The sequence below is a fragment of the Krasilnikovia sp. M28-CT-15 genome (genome assembly GCF_047159595.1).
Taxonomy (GTDB): domain Bacteria; phylum Actinomycetota; class Actinomycetes; order Mycobacteriales; family Micromonosporaceae; genus Actinoplanes.
Genome location: NZ_BAAGAK010000001.1, coordinates 151,432 through 171,393, shown reverse-complemented (window position 1 = coordinate 171,393; position 19,962 = coordinate 151,432). Strand labels below are relative to the sequence as shown.

Annotated in this window: 19 protein-coding genes and 1 pseudogene; 13 read left to right on the top strand and 7 right to left on the bottom strand. The window is 71.8% G+C overall.

Annotated features, from left to right (window positions below; all coding sequences use genetic code 11):
- Positions 1-727: 727 nt before the first annotated feature.
- The 3 genes from ACMCNO_RS00810 to ACMCNO_RS00800 all read left to right on the top strand — a co-directional run bounded on the left by ACMCNO_RS00810 (position 728) and on the right by ACMCNO_RS00800 (position 3,319).
- A complete protein-coding gene (locus tag ACMCNO_RS00810; RefSeq protein WP_412747509.1) occupies positions 728-1,837 on the top strand; it encodes a hypothetical protein in 1,110 nt (369 codons plus the stop codon).
- A 149-nt stretch (positions 1,838-1,986) separates the two neighbouring features.
- Positions 1,987-2,745 (top strand): PilZ domain-containing protein, encoded by a 759-nt coding sequence (locus ACMCNO_RS00805; protein ID WP_412747508.1) that lies wholly within the window; start codon positions 1,987-1,989, stop codon positions 2,743-2,745.
- Positions 2,746-2,977: 232 nt separating this feature from the next.
- Positions 2,978-3,319 carry a response regulator gene (locus tag ACMCNO_RS00800; RefSeq protein ID WP_412747507.1) on the top strand — a complete coding sequence of 114 codons (342 nt, stop codon included), beginning with the start codon at positions 2,978-2,980 and terminating at the stop codon, positions 3,317-3,319.
- A 64-nt stretch (positions 3,320-3,383) separates the two neighbouring features.
- Here ACMCNO_RS00800 and ACMCNO_RS00795 read toward each other — a convergent pair.
- The 3 genes and pseudogenes from ACMCNO_RS00795 to ACMCNO_RS00785 form a co-directional block, all read right to left on the bottom strand.
- Positions 3,384-3,659: pseudogene (locus ACMCNO_RS00795) on the bottom strand (ASCH domain-containing protein); the annotation flags it as partial.
- Positions 3,660-3,683: 24 nt separating this feature from the next.
- Positions 3,684-4,367 (bottom strand): DUF4232 domain-containing protein, encoded by a 684-nt coding sequence (locus tag ACMCNO_RS00790; RefSeq protein ID WP_412747506.1) that lies wholly within the window; start codon positions 4,365-4,367, stop codon positions 3,684-3,686.
- Between the two features lie 66 nt (positions 4,368-4,433).
- Positions 4,434-6,185, bottom strand: a complete 1,752-nt coding sequence (locus ACMCNO_RS00785) for a hypothetical protein (RefSeq protein WP_412747505.1) — start codon at positions 6,183-6,185, stop codon at positions 4,434-4,436.
- Between the two features lie 217 nt (positions 6,186-6,402).
- On the opposite strand from ACMCNO_RS00785, the gene ACMCNO_RS00780 reads away from it, so the two are divergent.
- On the top strand, positions 6,403-7,212 hold the full coding sequence (locus ACMCNO_RS00780) for a hypothetical protein (protein WP_412747504.1): 810 nt from the start codon (positions 6,403-6,405) through the stop codon (positions 7,210-7,212).
- 100 nt (positions 7,213-7,312) lie between these two features.
- Here ACMCNO_RS00780 and ACMCNO_RS00775 read toward each other — a convergent pair whose 3' ends face one another.
- Positions 7,313-8,299 (bottom strand): hypothetical protein, encoded by a 987-nt coding sequence (locus ACMCNO_RS00775; RefSeq protein WP_412747503.1) that lies wholly within the window; start codon positions 8,297-8,299, stop codon positions 7,313-7,315.
- A gap of 218 nt (positions 8,300-8,517) precedes the next feature.
- On the opposite strand from ACMCNO_RS00775, the gene ACMCNO_RS00770 reads away from it, so the two are divergent.
- The 5 genes from ACMCNO_RS00770 (at position 8,518) to ACMCNO_RS00750 (ending at position 12,881) form a co-directional block, all read left to right on the top strand.
- Entirely contained in the window at positions 8,518-8,709 is a 192-nt protein-coding gene (locus ACMCNO_RS00770; RefSeq protein WP_412747502.1) for a hypothetical protein, read from the top strand.
- 74 nt (positions 8,710-8,783) lie between these two features.
- On the top strand, positions 8,784-9,719 hold the full coding sequence (locus ACMCNO_RS00765) for a DUF2332 domain-containing protein (RefSeq protein ID WP_412747501.1): 936 nt from the start codon (positions 8,784-8,786) through the stop codon (positions 9,717-9,719).
- 89 nt (positions 9,720-9,808) lie between these two features.
- Positions 9,809-10,339, top strand: coding sequence for a helix-turn-helix domain-containing protein (locus ACMCNO_RS00760; RefSeq protein WP_412753569.1), 531 nt, complete (start codon positions 9,809-9,811; stop codon positions 10,337-10,339).
- Between the two features lie 60 nt (positions 10,340-10,399).
- Positions 10,400-11,158 (top strand): SDR family oxidoreductase, encoded by a 759-nt coding sequence (locus ACMCNO_RS00755; protein WP_412747500.1) that lies wholly within the window; start codon positions 10,400-10,402, stop codon positions 11,156-11,158.
- Positions 11,159-11,279: 121 nt separating this feature from the next.
- Positions 11,280-12,881, top strand: a complete 1,602-nt coding sequence (locus tag ACMCNO_RS00750) for a diguanylate cyclase (RefSeq protein WP_412747499.1) — start codon at positions 11,280-11,282, stop codon at positions 12,879-12,881.
- Positions 12,882-12,911: 30 nt separating this feature from the next.
- Here the strand turns inward: ACMCNO_RS00750 and ACMCNO_RS00745 are convergent, their stop codons facing one another.
- From ACMCNO_RS00745 to ACMCNO_RS00735, 3 genes are all read right to left on the bottom strand, one after another.
- The gene (locus ACMCNO_RS00745) at positions 12,912-13,553 is read right to left on the bottom strand and encodes a DsbA family protein (protein WP_412747498.1); all 642 of its coding nucleotides are present in this window, start codon (positions 13,551-13,553) and stop codon (positions 12,912-12,914) included.
- A gap of 17 nt (positions 13,554-13,570) precedes the next feature.
- A complete protein-coding gene (locus ACMCNO_RS00740; RefSeq protein WP_412747497.1) occupies positions 13,571-13,999 on the bottom strand; it encodes a SufE family protein in 429 nt (142 codons plus the stop codon).
- Positions 14,000-14,206: 207 nt separating this feature from the next.
- Complete coding sequence (locus tag ACMCNO_RS00735; RefSeq protein ID WP_412747496.1) at positions 14,207-15,937, bottom strand: proline--tRNA ligase; 1,731 nt, start codon at positions 15,935-15,937, stop codon at positions 14,207-14,209.
- Positions 15,938-16,078: 141 nt separating this feature from the next.
- On the opposite strand from ACMCNO_RS00735, the gene ACMCNO_RS00730 reads away from it, so the two are divergent.
- The 4 genes from ACMCNO_RS00730 (at position 16,079) to ACMCNO_RS00715 (ending at position 19,961) form a co-directional block, all read left to right on the top strand.
- Positions 16,079-16,858 (top strand): SGNH/GDSL hydrolase family protein, encoded by a 780-nt coding sequence (locus ACMCNO_RS00730; protein WP_412747495.1) that lies wholly within the window; start codon positions 16,079-16,081, stop codon positions 16,856-16,858.
- A 10-nt stretch (positions 16,859-16,868) separates the two neighbouring features.
- Complete coding sequence (locus tag ACMCNO_RS00725) at positions 16,869-17,768, top strand: sulfurtransferase (protein ID WP_412747494.1); 900 nt, start codon at positions 16,869-16,871, stop codon at positions 17,766-17,768.
- Between the two features lie 218 nt (positions 17,769-17,986).
- Positions 17,987-18,589, top strand: a complete 603-nt coding sequence (locus ACMCNO_RS00720) for a TetR/AcrR family transcriptional regulator (RefSeq protein WP_412747493.1) — start codon at positions 17,987-17,989, stop codon at positions 18,587-18,589.
- A 34-nt stretch (positions 18,590-18,623) separates the two neighbouring features.
- Positions 18,624-19,961: an acetyl/propionyl/methylcrotonyl-CoA carboxylase subunit alpha gene (locus tag ACMCNO_RS00715; RefSeq protein ID WP_412747492.1), complete on the top strand. Its 1,338-nt coding sequence runs from the start codon at positions 18,624-18,626 to the stop codon at positions 19,959-19,961.
- Position 19,962: the final 1 nt, after the last annotated feature.

The window sequence follows — 19,962 nt, the reverse complement described above, 5'->3', positions numbered from 1 at the left end:
CCGACCGACTCCCGGTCCAGGTCAGCGACCAGCACCGACACCGACCGACAGGCTGCGCGATCTTTGCAAGGCGGGGGTTAGGGGTTCAAGTCCCCTGGGCTCCACTTCTTGTGGCCTCTGACCAGGCCAACGCAAGGCCAAGATCGTTGGGCCCACATCCGGGGCCCGCTGGACGTCCTTGGGTCGACGCGCTCCACGATCAGCTTGGTGGCGAAGTAGTGCCGCAGCTCGCGTGAGCCACCACAGGACGTCGGTCTGTGTGATCCGCGGGCGACGCCGGGGAAGGCGGGCTTCAGGTGCATGCGGAGGTTCGACTCGATGCGCCGATGGTCTCCAACCCCAGGTGATGTTCCGCGCCTGGCGCCAGCGGTCCGCATAGGACGGGAAGGTGATGTTCCGCTCTGCATGGTCGATCGCGGACTTGAACCGGCCGACGTCGAGGCTGCGGCGGCGCGGGGCATCGCACGGCGTTGATCTGGCAGCGTCGGTCACTCCACGCGAGCGATCGGACGGTTCGTGACTTGCAGAGGCGGATGGAGCCGTACGGCGAGGTGCCAGAGGTGAAGCGCTTCAACGAGCGGGCACGCAGGTCGCAGAGCGTCGGCTGCCCGGTGTAAGTTCGGAGATCGCCTGGGTGGATGCGACTCAGCCGAAAGGCGGCCACCAGGCCCGAGGTGGCCCTTGCCGCTACCCGTTCGGGACCGTTGACGGACTCACCTACCGGCCCGTGGACGCGCCTGCCACTTCTAGGCTCACCCGAATGATCAAGATGCGGTTCGCGGCCTCCGGGACTGCCGCCACCATGGCCCGGGGTGGCGCAGCACTCGCGATCGGTGGGGTGCTTGCCCTGGCCGCTGCCGGCTGTGCGGGTCAGGTGAGCGGCACAGGATCGGCGGATGTTCAGTCGCTCGCCTCGACCGAACCCGCGCCAGAGCCGCGGCCGTCCAGCACACCCCAGATCCACCCGCACTGGCGATCATGCGCCGGCGAACCATCCATGCGGCCTCAGGACGAGGGAAACGACGCCGCTCCGCTCTCGCACTTCGCCGACTCCTTCCGCCCGGTGGCCGCCGTCATGTGCCGGGAAGACACGCGGCGGCGGCCGGACGGTGGCACGGACGCGATCGCCGTCGAGGACCGCGCCGACGACGTGGCAGCCCTGCTCGCCGCGCTGCGTCTGCCCGACGAGCCGCCGCCGTCACTGGAGGCGTTCACCGGCGAGGTGCCACCTCCGGAACCAGATGCGATGTGCACCGCGGATGGTTACCTCCCACCGCGGTTGGTGCTGCTCGACGGCCAAGGCCGATGGGTGCGCCCCGGGATTCCCCGCGACGCCTGCGGAAAGCCCCTGGCTGAGGCCGACGCCGCCATGGACAAGCTGAAGTGGACGCGCGTCAGCACACGGGTACTCGGCGAGGTCGAGTCAGCCGAGGCCGCCGCGAGCGGATGCGATCAGGTCCACACCGACATGGTCTGGTTCACCGGCTTCTACCCGCCCACCCGGCAGGGCGATCTCGCCCCGTTGGCCGACGACGCCGCATCAGTACGACTATGCATCTACCACGTGAAGGCGAGTGAGCCGGACAACGACAAGCCGCAGGGCGACTTCGTCTCCGGCGGCCTGCTGCCGACCAGCCGATGGGCCGCCGTCAAGCGAGCGGTCCAGACCTCCGGCAAAGCGACAACATGCACCACCCCGGCAAACCGGTTCGCCCGGCTGGAAACCCCCCGGGGTGACATCTACGTGGAACTCGACGGTTGTCGACGCCTCGTCGCCCAAATCGACACGATCTGGCAAGCATCCCCGGACCTGCCCGCACTGCTCACCAAGCCATAACTCGTCGTGCAGCCACGGGGGGTCAGTATCTCCACGGCGGCCCGGGGGTCGGCCGCATCCGGACCTCGGCCCGTGTTGGCCGCCGGTGACCGGGTCGCCGTGGCGTTGCTCCGCTCGCGAGAGGTCCTGCCCGCTTCTACGCTGATCGGGTGGACAGTTGGGTGGAGCGGGTCGGTTCGACGGTCACCGTCAACGGCGTTTCCGCCCTCCTGATCGCGGCGGATCCGACAACCGGCACCCTGGACGTCGAAGTCAAACATGATCTTGGGGTCGGTCCGTTCGACGTGGTGCAGCTGATCCACGCGCCGCCGGTAAGCCGATGGTGGGCGGCGGTGCGCAGAGTCGACGGCGGCCGGGTCCAACTGGGCCGCCCTACCAATGATGAGACCGACCGGCGCCGGTACCCGCGACGGGAGCTGGAACTTCCGGTGACGGTGTGGTGGCCCGACACCCCGGCGGAGAGCGTCGGGCGCACCCTCGACGTGTCGGTCGGCGGCTTCGCCGCTGTGCTCGACCACCCGCCACCGGAGGGTGTCGACGTGGCGGTGCGGATAGACGGCTTCCATCAGCCGCTGCTGGCCATCGCCCGGTGTATCTCCGTGCAGGACCGGCAGGCCCACTTCGCCTACACCGATATCGGCGCGCAGGAGTCGGAGTTGGCCCGGCACCTGGTTCTCACTCGGCCCGCCCGCACCTGGGACGGCACCAGCACCGACGCGGTGCTGTGGTCCAGCGTCGGCGTCCAGCGGGTCACGGCCAAGCCGACCCGGGTAGCCTGCGTGGTGTCCGGCGCCCAGCAGTGCCCAGCCCGCAAGGAACACGTGATCCTGAAGATCAACGACGCGCTGCTTCGGGCGAGGGTGGTCTCAGTCGCCGGCGGGGTGGCCCGACTCGCCTGGCTGGACTGACCCGACCCGACCCCGGCCCGGTCGAACTCTGAGCCCGGGAATGCGGGCATGGCGAGGGCCTGTCGTACGCCAGTGCCGCGCCCAGCTGACAGAGATCGCAAGGGGTGTGTGAGCGTAAATCGGGGTAAAATTTTCGGCCGTAGGGCGCCCACGGAAGCTCAGTACGGGGTGATCACATGGCGCTCATTGTGATTGCTGAGGACGAGGACGACTTCGAGCCCTGGTTGTTCGTGTGCTGCGTCGGGCGGGCCATGAGGTGATTGAGGCGCCCGACGGGGTGGATGCACTACAGGACGTGCGGGAGCGGCGCCCCGACGCAGTCGTTACCGACATCGACCTGCCGAAGATGTCCGGCGTTGAACTCTGCAACGCCATCCGTGCCGATGCGGCCACGGCCCACCTGCCCGTGATCTTCGTCAGCGGGAGTCTTGTGCCGGGCGACCGCCGCGCTGTCGAGGCACGAGCCACCTCGCTCTTGCTCAAGCCATTCCTTGGCCAAGACCTTGTTTCGTGCCTGGAAATGGCGCTGGCCGCGGGGCATGACGATGGGCGGCCGCCGAGGGAGTGTCCGTAGCTCCGGAGCTGCAACTCTGGCGTCGTCGAACGAGGTCCCCGGGTGCCCGCTCGCGGATGGCCTTTCAGAGCTTCGCGACGACGCGGAACCGCTCCAGCACCACCTGCGTATCATCACCCACCGTGAAATCGGGGTTACCCAGCCAGCCGCGGTAATCCGGCCCGTGCCAGTAGGACTCGTGGCCGGCACGCCAGGCGGCAATCGACTCGTCCCCTTCGCCTTCGTCGCGGACGTGGTCGAAATCGACGTCGCCGAGCCGGGTGACGCGCACGTCAGTCACCTCGACCACCGCAACCCTGCGGCCCGCCGAGTCCACCACGGCCGCTCGGGTGCTTACGACCGAGCGGTGGCTCACCGCCGAAACTCAGGGCAGTGGCACGGTGGAATTCACCGGTTCCGAGGCCGAAGCACCGGGGACCGGCGGGTGGGCTGGGGACGCCGGGGCATCGGTGTCCGGGAGGAGGCTCCACGCGCTGACCCCGATCCGGCCGGTGCTGCCCAGGTCGAGACCGCCGTCCGGAGCGACGACCTGGGACGGGCGACCGGCCAGCGGGGAGATGCCGAGGAACCGTACGGTCACCGGTGGCTTCCGGATGTCGTCGTAGGTGTTGCGCCAGGCCACGGCCGTACCGGCCCGCTGTCCCGGCTTCAGCACCACCGGTTTCGGCGGGCCGTCCCACGGCAGGGCCGAGCCGACGATCTCCTTGACCCCGTGCAGGACCCGCACCTTCAGCCGCGCCCGGTCCTCATCCAGGGACCGCACGGCCGGGTAGCCGTTCAGCCGGTAGGTGCCTGACCCGCAGTTGACCAGCGCGATGCTGAGCACCCGCAGCCCCATCGCGGCGTCTCCCTGGCCCACCTCGAACCGGACCCCCTCGGGCGGGCACGGCACGGCGGTCACGGCCGGGATGGCGGACCGGGATGGCCTCGGCTCCGACACGAGCGCGGGCGGCTCCGAACCTGTCGAGGTCACCGGGCGGGCGCAGCCGGCCAGCAGCGCCGCGAGGGCGAGCGGCACCGCGACGCGGTGGGCCCGGGGTCCGATCACCGCACCATTCTTCCCGGCCCGGGCAACCCGCGTTCATCCGTCCGGAGAGCAGGCCGGGCCGGGCACCTACCGCGGGATCGCGGTCCGGACGATCACCACCCGCTCCGTCTCCCTCGCGTCGACGAAGTCCTGCGCGAGGTAGAGCCAGTCGCCGTGTACGGCCACCAGATCGGCGTGGCCGGCGGCCGTGGCGACGCGGCCTTCCGGCGTGACCCGCAGCACCTCGGCATCGCCCTGCTTCCAGCGGTCCTTGCGGGCCTGATCGAGCACAGCTCGCTGGGTGTCGTTCGCGGCACCGTCCCAGTCGAACGAGCCCGGCAGCCGGTCGCCCTCACTCCGCGAGTTCGTCAGGTAGAGGTCGCCGTTGGCGTCGGCAACCAGGCCCGCGTTGTCGGCGGTGTGCACCAGCCCGGTGGAGGTGCCGGCGAGCGAGATGTGCAGCCGAGCGGCCGGACCGCGGTCCTTCCACGGGGTACCCGACTCGCTGGCCTCGGCGCCCGTGGCGTGATCGCCGGGGAGGTTGCCGATGACCGCGTACGCGGAGCCGTCGGGCTTGACCCGGACGACGCCGCGCCCGACCGCAGCGTAGAGGGTGCCGTCCGGGGTGACCGCGAGCGGAACGTTGCGGCCCGAGTCGACCGCGAGGTCGGTGCCCCTGATCCCGTCCGGGAAGCCTTCGGTCACGCTGGCGGGGTGGCCGTTCAGGTCGCGGCCGAGGACAGTGCCGAGCCTGCCGTTGCTGACCGTGCGGACCAGCTGGAACGTGTCCGGGTCGACGCGGTTCTCGACGATGTACATCCGGTCGTCGGCGGAGACGGCGATGCCGTCCACGGAGTTGGTGAACGCGCCCTCGGCCGGGGCACCGTCCGGGGCCGGGGTCCGCGGCCCGCGGTAGGTCGCCCGGTCCGGGCCGAACCGGCGTACCGTGCGGCCGTCGGGCTCGATGCGCAGCACGTTGCCCGGCCCCTGCACGAGGCTGACGTAGACGCTGCCACCCGGCCCGGTGGCCATTCCGCTGACGGTCTTTTCGTGCAGGTCCGGCACCACGACGTGGGAGAGCTGCCCGTCCCGGATCGTCCACAGGGTGAAGTCGATGCCGGTGCGGGTCAGTACCCGCAGCGCCGCGGCGTCGTCCATGGCCATGCCGATGAGCCGCCCGCTGATGGCCGCGTCCGCGGCCGAGCTGCCCGAGCCATCTCCGGCCCCGGCCACCACCTCGATCCGCTGGGGCGGCTGAAACGCCAACGTGTCGCCGGGCAGGATCACGACGAGCAGCATGGCGATGGCCGCCGCGCCCCAGTACCGCCCGTGCTGGGTGACCCTCGCGGCCGAGCCGGACAGCAGCCAGGGGCCGAGCCAGGCGCCCCCGGCGGCCGCCCCGATCGCCGCCGGGATCGTCATCGCCGGGTGCGGCCACCACGGGCCGTCCTGCGGCGCTTTCAGCGTGCCGACACCCGAGGCTGCGAGGACCGGCGCCGCGCAGATCACCGCCCCGGCGAGCCGGGCCGCCCATCCCGGCGGCCACCACCACGGGGCGAGCGCTGCGATGACCACGCCGGAGACCAGCCCACCGATCAACCCGCAACCGATCCCGAAGATCAGGCCGATCGGTAGGACCAGGGGCAGCCGGACGAACGCGCCCAGCCGGTCGCCGGGGGCGAACTCCACGATCATGGCGATGCCGAAGAAGACCAGGCTGGTCAGCATCCCCGCCAACGCGCCGATCGCGAGGCCGCCGGCCACGGTGCGGCCGAACGCTCGGACGGCCGCGCTCGCCCCGACGGGCCGCTGCGGGACGTCGACAGATTCAGGCGCCATGGGTCGCACCATAGGTGATCATCAAGGCGCGCCGATCCTGGGTTTCGATGCGGTGGGCGGTGAGCACCGCCGCTCGCCTGATCCCTTGGTGGTGTTTCCCCGTGTGCACGGCACCCAGCATCACAGGCCGCCGCATCCATGTCGCCGGTCGTCGGGAGGATTTACCGTCTTCGAACACGGACCGAACCGCCCTCGCGGTGTGGACCCGGCATCGTGGGTGACTGACGCCGCCCGCGACGATGTGGCCGGAATCGAAGGGCTCACGACGGGGGTGAAAGTGTCGAGTGTGGACATCCTCGTGGTCGGCACCTGGGGTGTCTTCGTCCTGGCGAACGTGGGTGCCCTGGTCGCCGGGATTCGGGTGGATCGCGCCGTTGCGCGGGTTGTGACAGCACTGCATGAACGCCCCGGCGGTCTCTATCCCGCCACGCTGCTCGCCTACGGCCCGCGCGACACCGCTGCCGCTGCCTGGGCCGCGGTGCACCGCGCCCGGCAACCCTTCCCGACCGGCAAGACCGGCCATCGGCTCACGGCCCTGGCGCTGCGCGTTCTCCACAGCGACCGTGGTCTGCAACACATCAGGCAGATCACCCAACGGCAGAAATTCCACTGGGTACACCTGTCGGAGGTTCAATGGCTGGCGTCGCGACTGCCCGGGCGACCACAGGATCTCGTCGTCGACCTGACTGTCGAGGTGGTGGTGGCGCCGGCCGTCGTGATTTCCGGCTGGTTCGCGCTGTACCTGGCTGGCTGGCTCATCGCGAGGCTCGTCGACGGTGAAATCCAGCTCCACGGTCTGATCGATTGGCTGGTCGGGCTCCCGGGCATGTTCGCCCTGCCGCTGGGGGTGTGGTTCGGCGGCTTCCTGCTGATGCTCGCCGTGCAGGCGGCGCTGTGGTGGCCGGCGCGCCGGCTGTGGCAGCTGACGATACGCAGGCGCGCGGTTCGGGTGCTGCGCCGCGAGCTGGGCGACGCGTACGACCCGTTCCTCGCCGACCTGCGACGGGACGGCTCGCGCCGGGTGTGACCCGCGGCAGCTGCGGTCCCGGTGCCGCACAGCGGGCGGTGGACACCGGGACCTTTCCGCCGCTGGCGCCGTACCGAAATAAGCCGTGCCAAAACCGTAGTCAGGCGGTCTTGTCGCGGTACGCCGTGCCCTGGAAGGTGAGGGAGCCGTCGCGGTGCAGCAACCCGCGCCCGAAGTGGTTCTCGTCGTCGGTCGTCGAGATGGCGGGGCCGACGGCCGCTCCGATGAGCCCCAGCGACTTCATGCCGACCAGTTGCGTGAGCGCTGTCTGGGTGAGCTTGCGCGTGGCCGCGTTGTCGAGGAAACGCTCGTCGTCGATCGAGCCGACGTTCCAGCTGTTGAAGAACACCGGGAGGCTCTGCCCGATCCGCGCGCTGACCTTGGCATTGATGCGCTGGAGGTGCCAGGCCAGCGTCGGGATCCGGCGGGCGCAGACGTCGTCGCTGATGTCCCGGTTGCACAGCTGCTGCTCGGACCAGGCGAGCGCATCCGGGCGCGGCATCGTGCCGGCGGCCACGAGCCCCCAGTCCGGGTTGGCGGTGGTGACGGGGGCCGCCAGGAACGTGTAGCCGGCCGGCGCGATCCTCTTCAGGTCGGGGACCGTGCGGTTCCAGTCGTCGAGGAACTGCTGCGTGTCCATGCTGCCGCCGGTGAACTCCAGGTAGACCTTCGTGTTCCCGAACCGCTGCTTGGTCTGCTCGACCCAGCGCTGCGCCGTGTTGTCGGTCGAGCTGGAGGGCAGCGCGATGCTCAGGTACGGGGTCGCGCCCGTGCGCTGGATGGCCGTGAGAACGCTGGTGATCGTCTGGTCCGTGGCCTTCCAACCCGTGTCCACCACCAGGACCGGCACGCCGAGGGTCTTGAGCGCATCCTGGGCGGCGGTGTTGTTGACGAAGTCGTTCAGGTGCCCCACGGCGGCACCGAAGTACGGCGTCCGGGCCGTGGCTGCCACGGCCCGCTTCGGCGCGTCGACCGGATCGGTGACGCTCAGCGCCCCCAGCCCGACGACCAGTGTCCCGGCCAGAATGAAGCGGCCCGCCGCGCGCCGGAATACGGACGCCCCCGCGGCGCCGGATCGCATCTGCATGACTGATGAACCCCTTTGAGGAATCGGGCGCGTTGAATGTCGCGCCGTGGTGACGCTAGGCATCGTCGCAATCGCCCGCAAAGGCGCGCCTGCACGATCGGGCAACCATGTGGACCTTGAGGACGGCACGCCCAGGCATTGCTGACGTGGCGGATCCGGCGGCGGCGTTAGCGTGATCGCATGGCTGATTTCGTCGGCGCCGGGGCCGGATGTCCACGGTGCGGGAGGTCATCGAGGGCCTGACCGAGGCCTCGCTGGGCGCCGACACCGAGCCGGTCGACGCACCGGGGTGGCCGCAGCCGCGCAGCTATCCGGTGCGGCAATGTCTGTCGATTGTGCTCAATGAGGAGTGGGAGCACCGGCGCTACGCCGAACGGGACCTGGACGTCCTGCTCACGCGTGCCGCGTGAGTGCCACGCCGCTGCGAGCGACATCACCGGCAGCCGGGCTCGGAATCGCGCGACGCCGAGAGACGATGATCGGCGTGACGACTGCGACGTGGTACCGCGAATTCGCCGAGGTGGAGGCGCGCGGGGTGTCTCCGGCCTACGAGCGGCTGGCGCACGCGGTCGCCCGCGACGATGAGATCATCGCCCGGCTGGACACGCTGCCGGAGCGCAAGCGGCAGCCGAATCTTCTCTTCGGCGCGGTCCGGCTGCTCGGCGGCCCGGTGCTGGATCCGCGTGCGTTTCACCGGTTCGTCGTGGCGAACTGGGCGGCGCTGGCCCGGGAGATGTGTGCCCGGGCGACCCAGACGAACGAGGCCGGGCGGTGTGCCGTCCTGCTGCCGGTGCTGGCCACGCTGCCGCAACCGCTGGCCCTGCTGGAGGTCGGCGCCTCCGCGGGACTGAACCTCTACCCCGACCGGTACGCCTACCGGTACGGCGAGCACGTCATCGGCTCCGGCGCACCGGTCCTGGACTGCGCCGCCACCGGGGTTCCGCTACCGGCCACGTTGCCCCGGGTGGTGTGGCGTGCGGGGCTGGACCTGAACCCCCTCGATGTGACCGACCCGGCCGATCTCGCCTGGCTGGACGCGCTCATCTGGCCCGAGCACGACCACCGCCGGGCACGGCTGCGGGCCGCCGCCGCGGTGGTCGCGGCGGATCCGCCGCTGTTGCGACGTGGCGACCTGGTGGACGATCTTCCGGCCCTGGCCGCCGAAGCGCCCGCCGACGCCACGCTGGTGGTGTTCCACTCGGCGGTGCTGTATCTGGTTCCGCCCGCGCGCCGGGTCGCGTTCACCGAGGTGGTGCGCGCCCTGCCCGGGCATTGGATCAGCGTCGAGGGGCCGGAGGTGCTGGACTTCCACGTTCCGGAGGCGTTGCCGGAGCCGGGCGGGCGGCTCGTGGTGGCGCTGGACGGGAAGCCAGTGGCCCGGGCGGGCGCGCACGGCCAGGCGATGACGTGGCTCGGATGACGGGGGCGCGGGCGCCCGGGTAGCCGGTGCGTCTGGCCGTTCGGGTGTTGTGCGGCGCGGGCCGCGGGCGCGAGCATCCACATGTGGCGATGCGTCCGGGTGCGCTGCTGACGACCGGTGAGGCGGCCGTTCTGTTGCGCTCGTCGCGGGCGCACGTCGTGGACCTGTGCCTGCGCGGGCTGCTGCCGTACGTGCGGGTGGGCACCGAGCGGCGGATCCGGCGCGCCGACCTGGAGGCGCTGATCCGGCCCGGTCTGGCGCTGGAGGAGCTGCGCGATCTGTGGCTGCACCGGGCGGTGGCGGGGAAGCTCGCCGCGGATCCGGCCGGGGTGCTGGCGGCAGCCCTGGGTAACGTGCGACGCCTGCGCCGAATGAACCCCGAGGGCGGGGCGTGGCTGGACCGCTGGGAGGTCGTGCTCGAGCAGGGCGCTGAGGCGGTGCTGGACGCGCTGACCTCGTCCGCGCGGTACGCCGTGGACCTGCGCCGCAGGTCGCCGTTCGCCGGGGCGTTGACGGAGCGGGAACGGCGCGCGGTGCTGGCGGCGTTCGCGGAGAGCCGCCGGGAGCGGGCGCGCCCGATGAGCGCGGAACACCGCGAGCACGTCCTGCAGCGCGTCTGATGGTGCGATCGCGAGCGGGCTGGCGGGCTTGACCGGTGACGCGTGGTTCATCCTGCTGACATGACGACTACGACGGTGCTGGTCACCGGAGCGAGTGGCACCCTGGGCGCCGCCGTCCTGCCCCGCCTGGCGGTCGGGGATCTGGCGGTGCGGCCGATGAGCCGCCGGGCCCGCAGCGGCTGGGTGTCCGCGGACCTGGCCACGGGCGAGGGCCTGGCGCAGGCGGTGCGCGGGGTGGACGCGGTCGTGCATCTGGCGTCGGGGGCGGGCCGGAACTCCGGTGGTATCGACGTCGAGGGCACCGGTCGGCTGGTCACGGCGGCGCGGGCCGCGGGGGTGGGGCACCTGCTCTACGTGTCCATCGTCGGCGTCGACCGGGTGCCGGTCCCGTACTACCGGGCCAAGCTGGCGGCGGAGCGGATCGTCCGGGCGGGGGAGGTGCCGTGGACGATCCTGCGGGCGACGCAGTTCCCGCAGTTGATCGACCGCCTGCTGACCGCGTCGTCCCGGCTCGGGGTGCTGATCGTGGACCGTCGGGTGCTCGTGCAGCCGGTGCACCCGGCCGACGTCGCGGAGCGCATCGCGTACCTGGTGGGGGCGGGGCCGGCGGGCGCGGTGGAGTTCGGCGGCCCCGAGACGCACACGTTCGGTGAGCTGGCCGCGGCGTGGCGGCAGGCCCGTGGGCTGCGGCGCCCCTTCCTCCCGGTGCGGATTCCGGGTCGTGCGGGGCGGGAGCTGCGGGCGGGTGCGCTCACCACGGCGGCGCGCCCCGCCGGCACCCGGACCTGGCATGACTACCTCGCGGGCGTGGACCGGTGAGCCCGGGCGGCGGCGCATGATCTTCGACACCTGAGCGTTGTCGGCCGTCGGCGGTTGCCGCGCTTGCTTCAGTTCGGCCAGCGGGGGCCGATGGGACCGAGGTCTGGAGGGGGGTGGGCCCGTGACCTGCAGCGCGCCCGGTGCCGAGGAGCTGTCGGCTGCCCTCCTGACGATGGAGAACATGATCGTCTGGGATGCCGAGGCCGGGCTGGCAGCCGCCACCGAGCTGGAACGGCAGGCCGCCGCGCTCGGCGACGAGGCACTGCTGGTACGTGCCCGGCTGTGCCGGATCTGCATGGAGATGCGCACCGGGGACCTTGCGGGCGCCCAGCGGCAGTTGCACGGAATCCACGACTGGGCGGTCGCCCACGACGACCGCAACATGCAGGCCCGCACCCATCTGAACTGGGCGAACATCCAGCGCTTGTCCGGTGATGTGGCCAAGTGCCTGGAGCATTCGGTGATCGCTGTCGAGCTGCTCGACGAGTCCGCCACCCCGTACATGCTGATCAATCACCGGACCCGGCTGGCCGACGCGCTGGGTCTCAACGGCGCGATGGACGCGGCGCGGATGCGGTACCGCCAGGCCGAGGAGCTGGCCCGGGAGCTGGATCAGGGCGAGCTGCTCACGATGCTGCTCAACAACTGGGCGTACACCGAATACAGCAGCGGCGAGTTCCCGCGGGCCCAGGAGGTGGCCGCACGGCTGTGTGAACACGCCGCCGAGTACGGATTCGAGCTGGATCCCGCGGCGCTCGACACGATCGGCGCGATCCAGATCGAGAACGGCGAGTACGCCGCGGCCGAGGAGACGATGCAGGCGTGCCTCGCGCAGTACGAGGCCGGGTTCAGCGACGACGCCGATGATCTGGCCGAGTACCAGCTCACGCTGGCCCGGGCGCAGCGCGGGATGGGCGCGACCGAGGCGGCGCAGGCGAGCCTGGACGCGTCCCGGGCCCTGTGTGTCGAACGGGAGCTGCACGACGTCCTGGTCCGGGTGCACCAGGAGCAGGCGGAGGTGCACGCCTTGCGCGGGGAGTTCGCCGAGGCGTTCGCGATGCACAAGGCGTTCTTCGCCGCTCGCGAGCGGCTGGGCTCGCTGCAGCGGGAGGCGCAGGCGCAGACCCGGCTGGCGATGTTCGAGACGGCCGAGGCCAGGGAGGAGGCGGAACGCTTCCGTGAGCAGGCCCGCCGCGACCCGCTGACCGGCCTGCGCAACCGGCGCTACGTCGACGAGGAGCTGCCCGTCCTGATCGCCGGGGATGCCGACCTCACCGTGGCCATCGTCGACCTGGACTTCTTCAAGCGGATCAACGACGAGCTGTCGCACGATGTCGGCGACCAGGTGCTGGTGCGGGCGGCGCGGGTGCTGGAACGGGAGCTGGCCGCCACGACGCCGGACGGGTTCGTGGCACGGCTGGGCGGGGAGGAGTTCCTCGTGGTGCTGCCGGGGACTCCGGTGACCGCCGCGACCGCGCGGCTCGACGACCTCCGGCGGGCGGTCCGCGGGTCCGGCTGGTGCGACATCACCGGGGAGCTGCCCGTCACGGTCAGCATCGGGGTGGCCGGTGTGCACGAGGCGACCGCCCGCAACCAGCCCGCCGTGCTGGCCATCGCGGACCACAATCTCTATGCCGCCAAGCACGGGGGACGCGACCGGGTGGTAGCGGGACGCGGGCCGGGGCACCGTCCGCGGGCGTACCGGGACCGTAGCCCGGCGTAGAAGATCATCGATGGTGTTTCACGTGGAACATCATCGACGACTGTCGACGGCCTCCCGGCGCAGGACCTCCTCGAACGCGGCACGCAGCACGGCGGGCTCCTGGGCGCCCTGCAGCGCGTATCGGCCGTCGACGATGAACGTGGGCACGCTCGTGATGCCCAGCCGGTCGGCCGCGGCCTGGTCGGCGTGGACCTGCTCGGCCCCGGCACCGGAGCCCAGATGGGCCAGCGCCGCCGCCTCGTCGAGGCCGATCGCGCCCGCGAGCCGGGCCAGCGCCGGGTGTGAGCCGATGTCGATCCCGTCCGCGAAGTGGGCCCGCTGTACCGCGTCGAGCATGGCGGCCTGGCGACCGTGGTGCGCGGCCCAGGAGATCAACCGGTGCGCGTCGAAGGTGTTCGCGGCGACCGCGCGCTCGAACTCCACGGTCAGCCCCTCGGCCGCCGCGACCTGGGTGAACTGCGCCCACATCCGCTCCACCCGGGCCGGCCCGCCGAAACGCGCGGCCAGCACGGCCTTCAACGGTACGGGCGACGGCACCGGCGCACGGTCGAGCTGGTACGCCCGGAACGTGACGCTCGCGTGGGCGCCGAACTCCGCCAGCGCCCGTTCGAGGCGCCGCTTGCCGAGGTAGCACCACGGGCACACGATGTCGGACCAGACCTGGATGTCCATCTGCACTCCCTGCCGGATCAGGCCGCCTGCTCGCGTACCTGGCGCTTGAGCCGCGCCAGGATCGCGGTGCCACCACGCACCCGAAGCGGGCTGATGGCCTGGTCGAGCCCCATCCGGGCGTACAAGTCGTCGGGGACCGCGAGGATCTCGGCCGCGCTCGCGCCGGCCAGCCCTGCAGCGAGGATGCCCGCGAAGGCGCGCGTCGTGGGCGCCTCCGGCGGGCAGTCGAAGTACGCCCGCACAACCCCGTCCGGTTGGACCTCGGCGCGCAGGAAGAACGCGGTCTGGCACTCCGGGACCTGCTCCATCCCGTCGTGGCCGGTGAGTTCGGCGGGCAGGGCCGGCACGGCGTCCGCGAACTCGAGCAGCATCTCGAGCACGACCTCGCGCGGTGCGGAGGCGAACTCATCGATGATCTCGGCGAGCTGCGGCGGCATGTCGGTCACGCCTCGACCCTACGCGGGCGGGGCACGCCGACGCGGGACGTCGAGAGCAGCACCACATCGATCGCCGCCACAGCGCCGGTCGCCACGCAGGGCCCGCCGCCGGGCGCTCCAGCGGCAGCGCACCGCCCCGGACCAGCGCGTCAGCCACGCCGCGAGGGCCCGGGACCGGCGTGCCCGCATCGCTGCGGGACGCCGATCCCGGGCCGGCTACTGCGCGGTGGTGAGCCGCCGGGGGACCTCGGCCAGCCGGACCTCGTCCCGCTGGCCGGTGCGGCGGTCGCGCAGCTCCACGTACCCCTCTGCCAGGCGGCGGCCGACCACGACGGACCGCGCGATGCCGATCAGCTCGGCGTCGGTGAACTTCACCCCGGCCGACAGCTGGGGCCGGTCGTCCACCAGCACCCGCAGCCCGGCCGCGGCCAGCTCCGCACCCAGCGCCAGCGCCGCCTCGGTCTGGCCGTCCTTGCCGGTGGCGACCAGATGCACGTCGGCGGGCGCCACCTCGTCGGGCCAGATCAGGCCGCGCTCGTCGTGGTGCTGCTCGGCGATCGCGGCCACCGCCCGGGACACCCCGATGCCGTAGGAGCCCATGGTGGGGCGGACCGGCTTGCCGTCGGCGCCCAGCACGTCGACCTTGAACGCGTCGGTGTACCGGCGCCCGAGCTGGAAGATGTGCGCGATCTCGATGCCCCGGCGCATCGTCAGCTCACCGGCCCCGCAGGCGGGACACGGGTCGCCCGCACGCACCTCGGCGGCCTCGATGGTGCCGTCCGGGGTGAAGTCGCGCCCGGCCACCACCGAGGTGGCGTGCTTGCCCGCGGCGTTCGCACCGGTCAGCCACGCGGTGCCGGGGGCCACCCGGGGATCGGCGAGGTAGCGCAGGGCCAGGCCCTGCGGGCCGATGTAGCCCTTCACCAGCTCCGGGCGGGACGCGAAGTCGTCGAACATCGTCGCGGTGGCCGGGCTCAGCGCCGCGTCCAGCCGTTTGAGGTCCACCTCCCGGTCTCCGGGTACGCCGATGACCAGCAGTTCGTCCTCCGCGCCGGGCCGGTGCACCGTGACGACCACGTTCTTCAGGGTGTCCGCGGCGGTCCAGTCCGTCCGCCCGTCCAGGGCGCGCTCGTTGGCCAGCGCCACCAGCGAGGCGATCGTGGGGGTGTCCGGGGTGTCGTGCACGGTCAGCGGGCCGGTGGCGGCCTCGGCGAGCACGGGCGCCGGGGTGGTCACCGCCTCGGTGTTGGCCGCGTAGTCGCAGCGGGTGCAGCCGACGTACGTGTCCTCGCCCACCTCGGCGGCGGCCAGGAACTCCTCCGAGGCGGAGCCGCCCATGGCCCCGGACATCGCGGCCACGATGGTGTGCCGGAGACCGAGCCGGGCGAAGACCCGCTGGTAGGCCCCGCGCAGCTCGGCGTACGCGGCGGCCAGCCCGTCGTCGGACAGGTCGAACGAGTACGCGTCCTTCATCAGGAACTCGCGTCCGCGCAGCAGCCCCGCCCGGGGCCGCGCCTCGTCCCGGAACTTCGTCTGGATCTGGAACAGGATGAGCGGGAAGTCACGGTACGAGATGGTCATGTCCTGCACGAGCAGGGTGAAGAGCTCCTCATGGGTCGGCGCCAGCAGGTACTCCGCCCCGCGCCGGTCGGTGAGGGTGAAGATGTCGTCGCCGTACTCGGTCCACCGGCCGCTGGTCTCGTACGGCTCGCGGGGCAGCAGCGCCGGGAACGCCACCTCCTGCGCGCCGATCGCGGTCATCTCGTCCCGCACGATCGCGGTGACCCGGTCCAGCACCAGCTTGCCCAGGGGCAGCCAGGTGTAGCCGCCCGGGGCGGCGCGGCGGACGTACCCCGCGCGCAGCAGCAGCCGGTGGCTCGGCACCTCGGCGTCCGCCGGCTCCTCGCGCAGGGTCCGGAGCAGCATGGTGGACATTCGCAGCAACATGTCCGCAGCGTAGGGAAGGGGGACGGGGTCGGTCACGCCGGTTTCGGGGTGTCGGCACCGTCACGCTCCCGTGCATGTGCGGTGCACTCAGTGCAAAAATGACCCACGCATCGAGGTGAGCGGACGTTAAGGGGGCGGCCGATGGGCTGGCGCAGCTTCGTGGCGATGGGGGACAGCTTCACCGAGGGGATGGACGACGCGTACCCGGACGGCACGTACCGGGGGTGGGCGGATCTGGTCGCCGCGCGCCTGGCCGTCGAGAACGGCCCGGACTTCGGGTACGCCAACCTGGCCATCCGCGGGCGCCTGCTGGACCAGGTGGTCGCCGAGCAGGTCGAGCCGGCGCTGGCGATGGAGCCCGACCTGGTGAGCTTCGCGGCCGGCGGCAACGACGTGCTGCGGCGCAAGGCCGACCCGGCCGCGCTGATCGAGCGCATCGACCCGGTGATCGGGCGGATCCGCGCCACGGGCGCAGACGTGATCCTGTTCCGCTTCGCCGACGTCGCGTCCCAGCTGCCCGGCCAGCGCCTCGTCGGGCCGCGCGCCGCGGTACTCAACGACGGGGCCAGGCGGCTGGCGGACAAGCACGGCGCGTACCTCATCGACCTGCATGACGATCACACCTTCCACAACCCCTTGATGTGGAGTACGGACCGGCTGCACCTGTCCGCGGGCGGGCACCGCCGCGTCGCGGGCCACGTCCTGCGCGCGCTGGGGGTCGAGGTCGACGAGGAGTGGCTGCTGGCGCCGCCGATGCCCGCGCCCGCCCCGTGGCTGACGGCGCGCAGTGCGGACCTGCGCTGGGCCGGGCAGTATCTGGCGCCGTGGCTCAAGCGGCGGCTGACCGGCGCGTCGTCGGGTGACCTGGTGAGGGCGAAACGGCCGTCGCTGGCACCGGTGCAGACGGTCGAAAAGGGATAGCCTGAGCGACATGTCCGTTGCGTATGATCCGGCGCCGTCCCTCCAGGCGTACGCCCACCCGGAGCGGCTGGTCACCACCGACTGGCTGGCCGCGCACCTCGGCACGGACGGCCTCGTGGTCGTCGAGTCGGACGAGGACGTCCTGCTGTACGACACCGGGCACATCCCGGGTGCCGTCAAGGTCGACTGGCACACCGAGCTGAACGACCAGGTCACCCGCGACTACCTGAATCCGGCGGCCTTCGCGGCGCTGTGCGAGGCCAAGGGCATCGGGCGGCACGACACGGTCGTCTTCTACGGCGACAACTTCAACTGGTGGGCGGCGTACGCGCTGTGGGTGTTCAGCCTGTTCGGCCACCGCGACGTACGGCTGCTCGACGGCGGGCGGCAGAAGTGGATCGCCGAGGGACGCGAGCTGAGCCGGGACAAGCCGGCGCGCCCCCGGGCGCAGTATCCCGTGCCGGAGCGCGACGACGCACCGATCCGGGCGTTCCGTGATCAGGTGGTGGGGCACATCGCCAGCGGCAACCCGCTGGTCGACGTGCGGTCCCCGCAGGAGTACACCGGCGAGCGCACCCACATGCCGGACTACCCGCAGGAGGGCGCGCTGCGGGGCGGGCACATCCCGGGCGCGTTCAGCAAGCCGTGGAAGTCGGCTGCCAACGACGACGGGACGTTCCGGTCGGCGGACGAACTGACCAGGATCTACCGGGACGAGCTGGGCCTCGTGCCGGGCGACGACGTGATCGCGTACTGCCGGATCGGTGAACGGTCCAGTCACACCTGGTTCGTGCTGCACCACCTGCTGGGCTACCCGAAGGTGCGCAACTACGACGGCTCGTGGACCGAGTGGGGCAATCTGGTCCGGGCCCCGATCGTGCGGGGGGACCGGCCCGGCGGCCTGGCCTGACCCGGAGCCGCAGACGGTTCGACGGCGCTGTGTCGTACGTAACAGTCGTGCCGGGCCTGCGGCGCACGAAGTGTCGCAGGCGCATCGCGCGTCTGCTGGCCGAGGCGCTGAAGTCGATGGGCCGAATGGACGAGGCGGCGGCATTGCGGGAGCGCGAGGGGCCCAGGTCACTGAACGGTCGTTCAGGGAAAGCCTTGACAGCGGGTTAAAGTTTCCGGGTGACGGTAGACCAGCAGCAGCGGACGACGGCTCCCGCGCCCCGGCGGCGCTCACGCCGCGAGGAGATCCTGGAGATCGCCGTGGGGCTCTTCGCGTCCCGCGGCTATCACGGTGTGTCGATGGACGACATCGGTTCCGCCGCGGGCGTGACCGGCCCGGCCCTCTACCACCACTTCGCGGGCAAGGAGGCCATGCTGGTCGCCGCGCTCGTCCCGGTCAGTGAGGGGCTGCTCAGCGGCGGCAAGTCCCGGGTGTCGCGGCACAACGGAGACGCGCAGGCGGCGCTCGCCGACCTGATCGACTTCCACGTCGACTTCGCGCTGGCCAACCCGGCCGTCATCGCACTGCACCTGCACGAGCTGGACCGGCTGCCCGACGAGCCGCGCCGCCAGATCCGCCGCCTCCAGCGCCTGTACGTCGAGGCGTGGGTGACCGTCCTCGGCGAGTTGCGCCCCGACCTGGACGCGGGCGAGCGCCGGGTGCTGGCCCACTCGGCGTTCGGCCTGATGAACTCCACGCCGTTCCTCGGCGGCGAGGTGGACCGGCAGCGCCGGGCCGCCCTGCTGCGCGAGGCCACCGGCCACGCCCTGCTCGGCCGCTGACCGACCCACCGCCCACCCCACCAGGAAGAGCACCATGATCCAGTCTTTGCTCGTGGCCAACCGGGGCGAGATCGCCCGCCGGATCATCCGGACCGCCAAGCGGCTCGGGATCCGGGCGATCGCGGTCCACTCCGAGGCGGACGCCGGCATGCCGTTCGTCGGAGAGGCCGACGAGGCGGTCTGCGTGGGACCGGCCAACCCGGCCCAGAGCTACCGCAACACCGAGGCGATCCTCGCGGCGGCCAAGTCGACCGGTGCCCAGGCCATCCACCCCGGCTACGGCTTCCTGAGCGAGAACGCGGACTTCGCCCGTACCGTCGAGGAGAACGGCCTGATCTGGGTCGGGCCGTCCGCGGACGCGATCACCGCGATGGGCGACAAGATCAACGCTCGGAACCTGATGGCCGCCGCGGGCGTGCCGGTCGCACCGGGCACCCAGGACCCGGCCGCCACGGTCGAGGCGGCGCTGGAGGCGGCCGCCACGATCGGCTTCCCGGTGATGGTCAAGGCCGCGGCGGGCGGCGGCGGCATGGGCATGGCGGTCGCGAACGATGAGGCCGGATTGCGCACGGAGTATGAAAAGGTACGCGGCTTCGCCGAGCGGATGTTCGGCGACGGCTCGGTGCTCATCGAGCGCTACTTCCCCCGGGTGCGCCACGTCGAGGTGCAGATCCTCGGCCTCGCCGACGGCCGGGTCGTGGCACTGAGCGAGCGCGAGTGCTCCGTGCAGCGGCGCAACCAGAAGCTGGTCGAGGAGGCCCCGTCCCCGGCGGTGGGCCCGGAACTGCGCGCACGCTTCCTGGCCGCCGCGGTCAAGGCGGGCGAGGCGGTCGGCTACCGCAACGCCGGGACGGTCGAGTGCCTGCTCGACCCGGCCACGGGCGAGTTCTTCTTCCTGGAGATGAACACCCGCCTGCAGGTCGAGCACCCGATCACCGAGCTGATCCACGGCCTCGACCTGGTCGAGGAGCAGCTGCGGATCGCCGCAGGCTTGGCGCCGACGTTCGACCCGGACGCGCTGACCAGCACCGGGCACGCGATCGAGCTGCGGATCAACGCAGAGGACCCGAAGCGGTTCCTGCCCGGCCCCGGCAAGGTCACCACCTGGGTGGAGCCGTCCGGCGACGGCGTCCGCGTCGACTCCGGGTACGCCGCCGACACCACGGTCACCCCGTTCTACGACTCGCTGATGGCCAAGCTGATCGTGCACGGCACCGACCGGGCGGACGCCATCGCCAAGGCCCGCGCGGCCGTGGCCGGGTTCGAGATCGTGGGCCCGAAGAACAACCTGCCGTTCTTCGCCGAGCTGTTGGAGAACGACGAGTTCCTCGGCGGCGACTACGACACCGGCATCGTCTCCCGGATGAGGTGAG

Bases quoted from the DNA above. Each gene is read 5' to 3' on its own strand.
- ACMCNO_RS00785 (WP_412747505.1), bottom strand. From the start codon at position 6,185: ATGGCGCCTGAATCTGTCGACGTCCCGCAGCGGCCCGTCGGGGCGAGC.
- ACMCNO_RS00775 (WP_412747503.1), bottom strand. From the start codon at position 8,299: ATGCAGATGCGATCCGGCGCCGCGGGGGCGTCCGTATTCCGGCGCGCG.
- ACMCNO_RS00760 (WP_412753569.1), top strand. From the start codon at position 9,809: ATGCGTCCGGGTGCGCTGCTGACGACCGGTGAGGCGGCCGTTCTGTTG.
- ACMCNO_RS00755 (WP_412747500.1), top strand. From the start codon at position 10,400: ATGACGACTACGACGGTGCTGGTCACCGGAGCGAGTGGCACCCTGGGC.
- ACMCNO_RS00745 (WP_412747498.1), bottom strand. From the start codon at position 13,553: ATGGACATCCAGGTCTGGTCCGACATCGTGTGCCCGTGGTGCTACCTC.
- ACMCNO_RS00735 (WP_412747496.1), bottom strand. From the start codon at position 15,937: ATGTTGCTGCGAATGTCCACCATGCTGCTCCGGACCCTGCGCGAGGAG.
- ACMCNO_RS00730 (WP_412747495.1), top strand. From the start codon at position 16,079: ATGGGCTGGCGCAGCTTCGTGGCGATGGGGGACAGCTTCACCGAGGGG.
- ACMCNO_RS00725 (WP_412747494.1), top strand. From the start codon at position 16,869: ATGTCCGTTGCGTATGATCCGGCGCCGTCCCTCCAGGCGTACGCCCAC.
- ACMCNO_RS00715 (WP_412747492.1), top strand. From the start codon at position 18,624: ATGATCCAGTCTTTGCTCGTGGCCAACCGGGGCGAGATCGCCCGCCGG.